The 12,839-nt window shown below is 51.6% G+C and carries 10 protein-coding genes; 7 read left to right on the top strand and 3 right to left on the bottom strand.

All coding sequences use genetic code 11. The annotated features are described in order from the left end of the window. Positions 1-32 precede the first annotated feature (32 nt). Both PKO01S_RS19780 and PKO01S_RS19785 read right to left on the bottom strand, forming a co-directional pair. Complete coding sequence (locus tag PKO01S_RS19780) at positions 33-2,231, bottom strand: serine hydrolase domain-containing protein (RefSeq protein WP_246070650.1); 2,199 nt, start codon at positions 2,229-2,231, stop codon at positions 33-35. 66 nt (positions 2,232-2,297) lie between these two features. Further along, on the bottom strand, positions 2,298-2,969 hold the full coding sequence (locus PKO01S_RS19785; protein ID WP_127533173.1) for a response regulator transcription factor: 672 nt from the start codon (positions 2,967-2,969) through the stop codon (positions 2,298-2,300). Positions 2,970-3,545: 576 nt separating this feature from the next. Between PKO01S_RS19785 and PKO01S_RS19790 the strand changes: the two genes are divergently transcribed. The 7 genes from PKO01S_RS19790 (at position 3,546) to PKO01S_RS19820 (ending at position 11,949) form a co-directional block, all read left to right on the top strand. Beyond that, a complete protein-coding gene (locus tag PKO01S_RS19790) occupies positions 3,546-5,354 on the top strand; it encodes a putative bifunctional diguanylate cyclase/phosphodiesterase (protein ID WP_127533174.1) in 1,809 nt (602 codons plus the stop codon). Positions 5,355-5,408: 54 nt separating this feature from the next. Next, positions 5,409-6,131: a response regulator transcription factor gene (locus PKO01S_RS19795; protein ID WP_127533175.1), complete on the top strand. Its 723-nt coding sequence runs from the start codon at positions 5,409-5,411 to the stop codon at positions 6,129-6,131. 11 nt (positions 6,132-6,142) lie between these two features. Further along, positions 6,143-7,258 carry a histidine kinase gene (locus tag PKO01S_RS19800; RefSeq protein ID WP_127533176.1) on the top strand — a complete coding sequence of 372 codons (1,116 nt, stop codon included), beginning with the start codon at positions 6,143-6,145 and terminating at the stop codon, positions 7,256-7,258. A gap of 122 nt (positions 7,259-7,380) precedes the next feature. Then, entirely contained in the window at positions 7,381-8,316 is a 936-nt protein-coding gene (locus PKO01S_RS19805; RefSeq protein WP_127533177.1) for an ABC transporter ATP-binding protein, read from the top strand. Positions 8,317-8,330: 14 nt separating this feature from the next. Then, a complete protein-coding gene (locus PKO01S_RS19810) occupies positions 8,331-9,455 on the top strand; it encodes an ABC transporter permease (protein WP_127533178.1) in 1,125 nt (374 codons plus the stop codon). Position 9,456: 1 nt separating this feature from the next. Further along, on the top strand, positions 9,457-10,605 hold the full coding sequence (locus PKO01S_RS19815; protein ID WP_127533179.1) for an ABC transporter permease: 1,149 nt from the start codon (positions 9,457-9,459) through the stop codon (positions 10,603-10,605). 267 nt (positions 10,606-10,872) lie between these two features. Further along, entirely contained in the window at positions 10,873-11,949 is a 1,077-nt protein-coding gene (locus tag PKO01S_RS19820; RefSeq protein ID WP_174818598.1) for a phosphotransferase enzyme family protein, read from the top strand. Between the two features lie 707 nt (positions 11,950-12,656). On the opposite strand, the gene PKO01S_RS19825 is transcribed toward PKO01S_RS19820, so the two are convergent. Next, on the bottom strand, positions 12,657-12,824 hold the full coding sequence (locus PKO01S_RS19825; protein WP_127533180.1) for a FeoB-associated Cys-rich membrane protein: 168 nt from the start codon (positions 12,822-12,824) through the stop codon (positions 12,657-12,659). Positions 12,825-12,839 lie beyond the last annotated feature (15 nt).

Raw genomic sequence — 12,839 nt, forward strand, 5'->3', positions numbered from 1 at the left:
ATTGGAGGTATGAATTCACTTGCTGTTCCACGTTACTCTTGAGAAATTTCGAACTTCGAGCCGGCATCTCCGGCGAATACGATGGTTCCTCCCGCAGGCAGCGTGATCTGATCTTTGTGTCCGATAATACTGAAATAGGTGCATATTCCATCCGCATCATAAATAGCGAAGGACGCTTTCGAGGACATGCTTACGTTAATGCTCTTTCCCTCGTCCTCGTCGCTTATCGTATACCACTGGGCGTATCCGCTCGACGGGATCTTAACGATAGACTTCTTACCGACGTCGATGGGCTTCACGGCATCCCCGTTCATCAAGATGCTTCCACCCGTTCTCAGATACTCAACACCATTCTCCGTGAAGAACGTTAACCCGAAGAGATCGCGCCCATTGTTTCCCGGAATTTGCAATTCGGAGACGGCCGTATTCGGGCCTGTTATTCGCTTATCCAACACGTACCCCGGCAATTGTTGCGACATATTGAATTGATCGGGCGACGCCATCAAATAAACAAGCGACGTATACTTCTGATTCAACAGATAATACTTCTTGCCGTCACGCTCCTTCCATGCCTTCATTGTCCCAGTCGGAAGATCTCGAGGCTGGAGCCTCTCGGCATTGTACTCTGACACAGCCGTCTGCCCAAGACCAGGAACCGAAGCGTATCGGCGAATCCATAAGTAGGTACGGCCGTTCTCCTCGGTCACGAAGCTGATCATCACATTCCCATCCAAGCTCCGGAACGTACCGTCCGCCGAATATTCGTAGATCTGAGCTGGAATATTGGGCGACTGCTCCGAAGTGATGGTCAGGACGCCACCGTCGGTAATATCGATGTTAGACGTTCCGTTGTACGCCCCATAAATTCCCGAGTACTGCAGAACGGACTCCGGCATCTCGGCCTTTACTGCCGCGCCGTATGACTTCTCAGGCTTGAACTCGGTGATCGCCCCCTTCTCCTTCAGCGCCTGAAGCAGCATTTCGTTCGCCAGAAGCTGGTCGTACCCGCTATCCCCGCCGGAAGTGACGACAGCTGCTGCCATGTTCTGCTCGGGAAGCACAACGAGCGACGCTTTATAGAGAATCGTGTCCCCGCCTTTACTAAGCGCCTTTATCCCATATTCGCTGAAAGGATACAGATTGACACTGTCCCATCCGAGACCGTATCCGACTAGACTGTCCGCATCGTCAGGCCACAATGACGTCTTATACTCTTCATCCGCCATAGACGCAACCGATTGGCCGGACAACACTTCCTTCGCTTTCCCCGTGAAAATTTGCGAGAATCGAACCAAATCTTCTGCCGTGGAATAGATGCCCCCCGCTCCAATCACGTTGACCGTCTGGTGGGGAAGTTGCCCTGTATAAGCAGGATAATAGAGCCCCGCCATCTCGGCTGCGTTCGGGGAATCGAGCGGCGTCTCCGTATTAGCCATACCGAGAGGCTCCGTAATATACTTATGGATGTAAGAGGTGAAATCCATGCCGCTGACACGCTCAACCAGAATCTCGGCCAGCGTAAATCCGTCATTGCAGTAAACCGAGTAAGCGCCCGGGTCCGCCTTCAAAGTCTGTCCGGCCAGCTGCTTCAGCAGCGTGTCGTGGACGTAAGTATCATTGTCTTCGAATAAAAAAGCGTCCGTAAACGACGATCCGTTCAGACCGGAAGAATGATTCAGCAGCATGCGAGGCGTAATTTGCTTATAGCGTTCATCTTTCATCGTAAACTCGGGGATATATTGGACGATCGGCATATCGATATCGATTTTCCCTTGGTCGACCAGCTGCATGACGGCAACCGTGGTAAACATTTTACTCGTCGATCCGATCCCGTACATCGTCTCTTTCGTGAGCGGCGTTTGTCCCTGCTCATCATTCTTGCCGGATTGGCCGGATACGACGATGCTGCCATGATCGATGATGGCGTACTGCACGCTGTTCGTGCCGTATCTTGTCGTGAGGAGAGCCGCCTTCTCCTGGGCATCCTTCCGGGTTGCTTCGTAGGTGATCAAAGCCTTGCTCGAAGACGAGTCCGATGCTGCCGTCGAGCCGTTGATCGAAGCATCGCTTGACCCGGTCGCCTCGGATGCATCCAGCGCAACCGAAGTATGCTGCGCCTCTGTCGTTGCAGGATTGTCATCGCAGGAGGTCAGCAGCAGACAGGAAGATAGGGCAACTCCCATGAAGAAGGTCAACCGAGTATTCTGAAATATCTGTCTTAGAAGGCTCATGAATTGTATCCCCCTTATTTATTGATTAAGGAGAATATAATGAGTGAACCTTAGATTTTCCTTTGACTACATTTTGAGCTTGTACCCCAAGCCCCTTACCGTTTGGATCAATTGATCCGCCTGCCAGGAGGACAGCTTCTTCCGGAGATAATGGACATAAAGCTCGACGATGCCGATTCCCGCTTCCGAGTCGAGCCCCCAAATCCGGTTATAGATTTGCTCCTTTGTTACAATCTGCTCTTTATTCATAAGCAAGTACTCAAGCAGCTCATATTCTTTTTCCGTTAGAGTCAGCTCTTCCCCCTTAACGGTTACCACCCGATTTCTGGCTTGAATGGCGATCGGCCCGTAGTTAATCTGCTCTTCTTGATTAATCTTGCCATAGCGGCGCAGCAGCACTTTGACTCGAACGATCAGCTCAGGGACCTCGAACGGCTTCACCACATAATCGTCCGCTCCGATCGTCAGCCCCTTTACCCGGTCGCTCAACCCGTCTTTGGCCGTCAGACAGAGGATTGGTGTCTCCACTCCTAGCTTCCTAGTCTCTTGGATAAACGTGAATCCATCAACCTTAGGCAGCATAATATCCAAAATAATCAGATCGAACTCGCCGTACATGGCGTGATGCAGGCCCTCTTCTCCGTTATGGCATTCCATAACCTCGTACCCTTCATCCCGCATAACCCTTGCAATCGTATATGAAATCGCAATATCGTCCTCAACGATTAATAGCTTCATAAGTTCCTCCATGGATGAACGAATATGAGGATAGGTTAACATATTAGGATTTATTTGTGAGCCACTCGATAGAAATATTCCCAGCATACCCTTACTTTCAGGTATCGTTTGTTGAGTTCGAACATAAAAACATCGCCAAGGCGATAAGCCGCCTGGCGATGTTTTCAACATTTGCGGAAGATGCCTTTCAGACAAAAAGCGTAACCATTAAAAACAGAAGAACGATGATTCCGAACACGATGGCCAACGCTTTCCATTTCGATGTATTCGTAGTCGAAAAATATTTCGTTCACTGTCCCGATTCAATCGCATTCAACTACCTTTCTCGTAGATATTGATTATTTTTTACAATCTTCTACAAATTGCATGTTTTTCCTGCTTATTAATTGCTCATTCGTTATCGGGACATCGTGTGTCACGTGATTCAGCCCGATTCTCCTCAGCAATCTCCGTTGATTGGGGCTATCTAAGAAACTTCTTTCTACCCGCGACTTTCGTAAAGAATTTGTTTCAATCTATGTACAGAAGTTGTAATATTACACCAATGGTTATCAATATTTAAGTAGGTGCCGGTTAATGAAATCCCTTCAATTCGTTGTGCAACGCCTAATACAAAAAACGCCTCTTATTATCACCGTACTCGTTGCAGCTTCCCTCTCCTTGAATCTCACCAGCTCCGTTAACAGTTCGCGAGGCCTCATTGCTGCTCTCTGCTTCGCTGTTCTAAGTTTCTCTTCCATTCTTGTCCGCTCGATCCCAATCAAGTACGTGCTTTCTGCTGCGGCCTTCGTCGCTTTTTTCAGCGCTTTGCCTGAGTTGACTTTCGATAAGCTGGTCAGCGTCATGTACTTGTCGCTTGTCTTCCTGGCCTTCCTGCTGCCGTCTCCAGTGCCAACGATGGTCGCCACAGGCTATTATCTATACTTCACCCCGTCCTATTCGCCCGAGGTGCAGCCGGAGATGATCAGCACGATCATGATCGGTGCTGTCATCAATTGTGTTCTATATTCTCTGCTGGCCTTCTACTTCCGAGGTCTGAGTCACAAGAATAAAATTAACGAGGAGTTGAATGTACAGCTTCAAGCGGCATTCGGCAAGCTGGAACATATGGCGTACTACGATTCACTCACCGGGCTGCCCAACCGGGAATTGCTGAAGAAGCGGATGGCCGAGGAATTGTCCAACGGGACACAGACGGCCGTTATGTTCCTTGACTTGGACAATTTTAAGAACGTCAACGATATGATGGGTCACAACTCGGGAGATCATATGCTCCGAGACGTCGCTATCCATCTCCGCAACGTTCTCGGCGAGTCTTGCTTTATCTCGCGGTATGCGGGAGATGAATTCATCCTGCTGTTTCCATACAGGCATCGGGAAGAGATCGAGACATTGGCTAAACAGCTGATTCGCTCCTTCCGCACACCTTTCCTTATCCATAATAAATGGATCTATTCTACGCCGAGCATCGGCATAAGCTTACACCCAGAGGACGCCCGCGATGTTGAGACTCTGATTCAATATTCGGACAAGGCGATGTATGATGTCAAAACAAGCGAGAAAAACGGGTTTCAGTTCTTCTCCGCCTCCAAGAGCACCGAACTGCTCTATCAAGTGAAGCTGGAGAACGATCTTCACAGTGCGCTCAGCAAACAGGAGTTCACTGTCCACTATCAACCCTTGGTAGAACTAAACTCCGGACGAATCTGGGGTGTTGAGGCGCTTCTCCGCTGGACGCATCCTGAGCTCGGGCCAATCGCACCGTCCGTGTTCATTCCGTTGGCTGAACAGACCGGTGTCATTGTCGAGCTGGGCGAATGGGTTCTAGAGGAAGCGTGCAGGCAGGTGAAAAGTTGGCAAACGGCCGGCAACCCTGAGCTGACGTTGGCTGTGAACATCTCCATTCGCCAGTTCAAGTCGCCTGGCTTAGCCGAGACCGTTGCGCGGATTCTGAGCGAGACAGACTTCGATCCTGCCCTGCTAGAGTTGGAAGTTACGGAGAGTTTAATGCAAAACCTAAGCCAGTCGATCACGGTACTCGGTGAACTGAAGAGCCTGGGCGTGAAGATATCAATCGATGACTTCGGGACGGGTTACTCCTCGCTGAGCGTTCTGCGCCACCTGCCCGTTGATCTGCTGAAGATCGACCGGTCGTTCACGCGCGAATTGACGACCGACGCTCCTTCCGCTTCAATCGTTAAGCTGATTATCGATATCGGCCACAGCATGAACCTGGAGGTTGTCTGCGAGGGCATCGAACATGAAGAAGAAATCGCCATTCTACAGCAGTATGGTTGCGAGATTGGCCAAGGCTATTATTATCACCGTCCTGCTCCTTCGGAAGAGATCCAGCCTCTATTGAACCAATTGGATCCGGCAATTTAATGGGTCCATACTAGATCACACTACGCAAACGAGTTCATGAGGAGGCCGTATCTATTGAAAATAAAAGTGTTGATTGCAGACGATAATTCATTTATCCGAGAAGGAATGAAGATTATCCTCACCACATTCGACGAGTTCGAGGTGGTCGCCACCGTTGCCGACGGAGCGGAGGCGATCGATTATTGCCGCTCGCACGAAGTGGACGTCGCCCTGCTCGATGTGCGAATGCCGAACATGAACGGCGTCGAGGCAACCCGCCTCCTAACCGAGCACACGAAGGCGAAGCCGCTGATCCTTACGACGTTCGACGACGATGAATACATTCTCGAGGCGGTTCGGTCAGGCGCCAGAGGGTACCTCCTGAAGAACAATGACCCCGAGCGAATCCGTGACGCCATCAAGAGCGTGTACAACGACCATCACGTTCTCCAAGACGTCGTTCTGGATAAGATCAAATCCAATCTGGTAATGGGTGCGCAAGTGACTCCTCAGACCAGCCGCGAAGCGCATAACGATCCGACTGCGGCTTCCAAGCCGGTTCAACCCGCCTCCGGTTCGGATCGGTTTGACCGCAGCCCGTTCACAGAGCGCGAGCTCGACGTTATGGCGCAAATCGCCAAAGGGCTCTCCAACAAGGAAATCTCGAAGAAGTTATTCATCTCCGAGGGCACGACCGCCAATTACATCACGTCCATTCTGAACAAGACGGGACTTGAACACCGGACGCAGATCGCGATCTATTATTTGACGGGCGAAGTCAAGCCATCGGAAGATTAGGGGATCTCGACATGGAATTCTGGATCATTGGCAACAAGGCTATATTGCTCTTCTATGTCATCTTCGTCTCTTATTCCGTCGTGCGCGGAGCGTCTCCTTGGGAGATGCTCGCCTACTTGTCCTACTTATGCGTGAACATGGCCATTCCGATTCTGAGGAAGCACAGACGCCTTCAGCTCTTGGGGGTGATCGCCTCGGCCGTATTGGTCACTCTGCTCGCCTTTCGTATGAATACGATTTTTATCCTCCTACTGCCCGTCAATCTCTATGAAATGGTGCTGCTGTCGGGAGGAAGGAACCGCCTGGCCCTGCTGCTTGGCATTGTCCCGCTGTTCCTCATCCCAAGCGATGAGACGCCGGTCTATCCGCTCGCGACCTCCTTAAGCCTGCTTCTCTACTATGGCATGCGGGTTCATACGGAGAAGCTCGAGAAGCTCAGCGAGGAGAAGGAGACGCTTCGCCTCGATCTGCAGCGTCTGAGGCAATCCCTTATCATGAACGAGGAATATATACGCCAATCCGAGCACACCATCAAGCTGGAGGAGCGCAATCGGCTGTCGCAGCAGATTCACGACGAGGTCGGCCATGCGATGGCCGGGGCGCTCATCCAGATGGAAGCGTCCAGGCGTCTGTTCGTCGCGAATCCGGACAAGGCGTCGGAGTTGCTCGGCAATGCAATTGCCATCTCCAAGGAGGGGCTGGAGCGTATCCGGCTTACTCTTAAGGATATGAAGCCCCGCTCGGAGGAGCTTGGCATCCACCGGCTTCGGCTGTTCGCTGACGAGCTGTCCGCCAATCACGCGGTGAACGCGACCGTCACGCATACGGGAGATCTGAATCTAATCACGCCTCTTCAATGGAAGATCATCCATGAGAACACGACGGAGGCAGTCACGAATTCGCTGAAGTACGGAGAGGCGACTGTCATCGAGTTCGAGATTCGCGTGCTGAACCGCATGATCCAGTCCGTCGTCGCCGACAACGGCCAAGGCGCGGACAAGATCGTCAAAGGGCTGGGCATTGTCGGCATGGAGGAGAGAGCCGCGTCAGCAGGAGGAACCGTCATTGTCGACGGTGCGAAAGGCTTCCGCGTGGCCACTCTCCTGCCCTTCCAGAAGGGCAGATGAAAGAACTCATGCTCAGAACATGAAATTTCTCATATGCAAAGGATGAACTTATGCACTGACATGAGGTCATCCTTTTTTATTAGAATTAAGCCATAACCATTAACGAAAACGGAGTGATACGGATGAACGTATTGGAAATCCGCAACCTGACCAAAAAATTCGGCGACTTCATCGCCGTCGATAACATGAATCTCAGCGTTCGCGAAGGAGAAATCTTCGGCTTCCTCGGAGCGAACGGCGCAGGCAAGAGCACGACGATTAACATGATCTCCTCTCTGCTGCGGATCTCGAAGGGAGAGATTCAGCTTCTCGGCCGAGACATCGTGAAGGAGAATAAATTCGCCAAGATGAACATCGGCATCGTACCGCAGGATCTCGCGATCTACGAAGAGATGTCCGCCTATGAGAATGTGAGCTTCTTCGCCGGATTGTACGGTCTCCGCGGCTCGCTGCTGAAGGAACGCACGGAGGAGGCGCTGGAGTTCGTCGGTCTCGGCGACAAGCATAAGGCTCTGCCGAAGAGCTTCTCCGGCGGCATGAAACGGCGCCTCAACATCGCCTGCGCCATCGCCCACCGCCCGAAGCTCATCATCATGGACGAACCGACCGTAGGGATCGATCCTCAGTCGCGCAACTATATTCTGAATTCGGTCAAGAAGCTGAATCAGATGGGCTGCTCGGTTATCTATACGAGCCACTATATGGAGGAGGTCGAAGAGATCTGCACACGAATCGCGATCGTCGACCACGGCAAGATCATCGCGGAGGGCACGAAAGAGCAGCTCAAGTCCATCATCACCGATACGAAGGAGACCTGGATCGGCGTGAGGAACCCCGAGCGTCTTGACCTGGACGCGCTGAAGCGAATTTCCGGCGTCAATTCCGTTCGGTTGGAAGAACAGACGGTCAAGATCGTATCGAGAGGCGAGATCAACAATCTCAATTGGGTTATCCAACAGTTGATCGGTGATCAAGTCGAGATCAGCTCGGTCGAAGAGCAAGCGCCCAATCTGGAGACGGTGTTCCTGACTTTAACCGGCCGGAACCTGCGCGACTAAGGAGGACGAACAACGTGAATGTGCTTCGCATTGCATTATTCGAGATCAAGAAGGACTTGCGGGATAGGCGCACCCTGCTCTTTATGCTTGCCTTTCCGATCGTGCTTATTCTGATCCTCGGAACGGCGCTCACGAACGCCTTCAATAGCGGAATCGAAGTCGGAGATATGAAGCTGCTTGTGAACAATACCGCCCAGAACCAGCAGCTGCAAAGCTATTGGAACGGCTTCGCTCAAGCGATCGGCCGAGAAGGCGTCGAGGTGACGCCTGCCGCGAACGACATCAAAGGCAAGGAAGCCGTTCAAGATAATCAGTTTACGGCGTACGCGGAGATCGACGACAACGGCATTCGCTTCTACGGAAGCAGCCGCGAGACGATCTCGAGCAATATCATCCAAGGCATGCTAACCTCGTTCGCCGACAAATACAGCTTAGCCGCGGCAGCGGTAAGAAACAATCCCGAAGCGGCGGAAGGCATCATCGCGGGATCGACGTCGGCCGGTTCGTTCGTCCAGGAGTCCTCGCTCGATCCAGACCGTAAACCGGGCTCCATCGATTATTACGCGATCGCGCAATCGACGATGATTGCTCTCTATGCGTGCATGTCGGCTAGCTGGCTCATTCGCGGTGAAGTGAAGCGGAAGACGGCGCTCCGGCTGGCCGCAGCACCTGTCGGGAAGCTGGAAATTTTCGCAGGCAAGGTAATTGCAAGCTCCATCATCAACTTCCTGTGCATTCTCGCGGTCGTCTTGTTCAGCAAATACGCGTTCGGCGCCAACTGGGGCCATCACCTCGGCTTCGTGTTCCTCCTGCTGTTCACCGAAGTTCTGCTAGCGGTCAGCTTCGGCCTTGGCGTCGCCTTCCTATTCAAAGACGAATCGGTCAACGCCGTCATGATGCTCTTCGTTCAATTGGCATCCATGTTCGGCGGCGCCTACTTCCCCGTCGACGAGGCATCCGGCTTCTTCAGCGGACTCGCCAATGTCTCGCCTCTGCGCTGGGCGAATGAGGCGTTGATGAACTTGATCTATAACGACGACTTGAATGCCGTGTTCCCGGTCATCGGGCTTAATACCGCGATAGCGGCAGCATTCCTCGCATTCGTCGCCATTACGATGCGCAAACGGGAGGCGTTCTAATATGAATAACATGATGTGGATTGTTCGCAGGTTGCTCCGCACGACCTTCCGCAAGAAATCGAGCTGGATCGTCTACTTCGGCTTGCCAGTCGCCGCCATCCTGCTCTCCATGCTGATCTACGGAAGCGCAAGCGGCGGCAGCTTACACGTCGGCGTCCTCAATCAGGACGGCGGCAAGACGTTGACGCAAGATACGATTCATTTTGTCGAAGGTCTGAACAACGTGAAGATCACGATGACGGACGAAGCGTCCATGAACAAGGACATCGCCTCCGGCAAGCTGGATAGCGGCCTTATCTTCGAGCAAGGATTCGCGGACAGCGTCCGGGACGGCGAGCCGGCCCGTCTGCGCCTCGTCTCCGCCAAAGGAGCGGAAGTGACCGCTTACGTGAAGGCACTGCTTAACGGCTACCTTGGCAACGTCGCCGCGATCGGCCAAGCGACGAAGAGCGACGCGGAGGCGTTCGACGCCATCTATGCAGATTACAAACAGTCCAGCTTCAAGCTCGAATCCGAGTCGCTGAAGGATACTGCGAAGTATAAAGACATGACGTATCAATCGATCGGCTTCCTGCTGATGTTCCTCCTCTTCTCCGCGGTCAACATGAGCGAACTCATTCTGAAGGAGAGAGAAGATCGTACCTTCCTTCGCCTGCTCTCATCGCCGCTGTCGGCCCGGGGATTCGTGCTTGCGAACGTGCTGGTCGCCTTCATCATTCAGGTGCTGCAGATTGTCGTTACGCTGTTGATCCTGAAGTACGCCATCGGCATCGACTCTGGCGTCCCGCTGCGAGATTTGCTCGGCACGCTCCTCCTGTTCTCGCCTGTCGCCATCAGCCTTGGCTTGCTGATCACCGCGTTCTCGAAGAACAGAAGAGGCGCCAGCGCATTGCAGACGCTGATCATTACGCCGACTTGCCTGCTTGCCGGCTGCTTCTTCCCAGCTGAGATTATGCCGGATACCGTGCAGAAAATCTCGAGCTTCCTTCCGCAGCATTGGCTACTCGACACGATTACGAAGCTGCAGGACGGTCAAGCGATCGGAAGTCTCGGGCTCAACCTGGCCATTCTTATCGCCTTCGCCGCCGTGTTCACGCTGGTCGCCATCTACCGCTTTAGCCGCAATAACGATGTAAGGCAGTTTATCTAAGCTCGGATTATGTGTATGCGAAGAAGCGCCATCTCCCGCTTGGGAGATGGCGCTTTTGTCCTGCTCTGTAACTTTTAATCCTCCAATTTATGAATTTATTGCCACATATGTTGTATTAAATTATGATATATGCAGCACCACAAGGTTTCCTTGTGTTCAGATAGATATTTCATATACGAAGGGTGACATTTATGCAAATGAGCTTGAACAGTCAAAATAAACGGAGAGTAACGATAATCTAGCTCTCCGTAATTAAAGGAGAGAGTTATGATCACTTATAACGAAGTTGTTAAGATTGGCGACGAGTTTTTGCTTCCATTGATATCGGAATTGTACGGGCTGGAAGGTTACGAAATCAGACCTGTCGATGCACATGATGGTGGACGGAATGTGGCTTATACCTGTGAGAAAGAAGGCGCTAGCGCCAAAGTAATCCGTATAGCCTTCTTAAGCGACAGGAGCCGGGAATATTTTCTGGCAGAAGTTGAATATATCCGGTATCTGTTCGAACACGGCGGCAGCGTCTCGGATGTAGTCCGCTCCAAGAAGGGAAATCTGCTCGAAGAGATCCTTCATCGTCAGCATCCCTTTTTTGTCTGCGTATTCGATAAGGCCAAGGGAATGTTGCTTGCGGACAATCATTACCGGTATCGGGAGGGCGCTCCAATTACCGAATATTATTATAACTGCGGCAAAACCCTCGGCAAGATGCACCAACTATCGAAAGGGTATACGCCTACCCATCGCAGGTATAGCTTTTTTGATAAGTACAACACCGAGTATATCGATAAGCTGATACCCGACTCGTTGTCCCTTCTGAAGGAAAAGCTTGCAGAGCTCCTTGGAACATTAACGGAGTTGGATCAGAACCCGGAGTCATTCGGTATGGTCCATTTTGATTATAGCGACGGCAATTATATGATTGACTATGGCACCGGGCAGATCACTGTATTCGATTTCGATAATTCTTGTTTCTGCTGGTACATGTACGATCTGGCGAATGTCTGGACGCATGGCGTCGGCTGGATCCAATTCGAGCAGGACGTCGACAAACGCCGAAAGTTCATGGACGATTATTTTGAAACCGTCCTTGCGGGTTACCGGTCCGAGACCGAAATCGAACAATCCATGCTCGAACAACTGCCCTTATTTATTAAGGTAACGATCTTGGAAAGCATCGTCGATGCCTTCGAGGTCATGCGTAACAATGGCGAAGAGCCGGAGTGCGACGAGAGGTTGTCCTATCTCATCAAATGCATGGAGGACGATATTCCGTATGAGGGATTTTTCGACGAGATTTACTCGTGCGAAGAGCCTTTTGAGTGTGAGGTACGGAGGATTTAGCCTATTGTTGTGAAGTCATTTATACCGTGATGCAAGAACGGATACCTCCAATTGGGGGTATCCGTTTTACTTGCAGCCTGTCGGCAGGTGTTTTTCGTTATGGCCGATTCAGTCAAAATAGTTAAGACTCATCGCTTCTCGCACTTCTTTCATCGTTTCCTGCGCTATCCCGCGGGCACGCCGAGTCCCGGTTATTAGAATGTCATCAATAACATCCGGTCTTGCGGCATAATAAGACCTGCGTTCTCTCATCGGTTCAATAAGCCGCTCTAATGCAGATGTAATAAGCCCTTTGCAGGCAGAACACCCGATCGTCGCCTTCTCGCATCCCTCGCGAATTTCAGAGGAGTCCTTCGGCCGGAATGCTCGATGGTAAGCGTATATGGGACAGATGTCCGGGTGTCCGGGATCGTTTTTATGAATACGGGCTGGATCCGTTGTAGCCTTTTTCATTTTATACGCAATTTCTTCCGTTGAAGAATCCCCTCTCATCTTCGACGATCAGAATTTTTTTACCAGAATTCATGGGCACTCTCCCGCTTCGCCAAAAGAGCAAATATTTGTATGTTTATTTGAGGATTATACCGTATTGGCTAATAATCAGGGAAGCCGAATGTTGGCTCAGAGGGTCATAAAGAAAAGGCTCTCCGAGGTCATCGTTCGACGACGTTCGGAGAGCCTTCGCTGTCATTAGATTATAACAGCATTCATTCCACGCGAGCAGGCGGGCTGCTAACGCTGGAGCATGCCGTCTGGCATGAGGATTGAAGCGAGCACGCAGCACATTTGCCCTGCTTAGTCTTACGCACGTAACGCATCAGCGTCCAGCCTGCATAGCCGAAGATCGCAGCACCTGCGATAATGTTGAACAGCATGGTTCCAGTTCCTCC

Source organism: Paenibacillus kobensis NBRC 15729, assembly GCF_004000825.1.
In the GTDB taxonomy this organism is placed as follows: Bacteria; Bacillota; Bacilli; order Paenibacillales; family Paenibacillaceae; genus Paenibacillus_T; species Paenibacillus_T kobensis.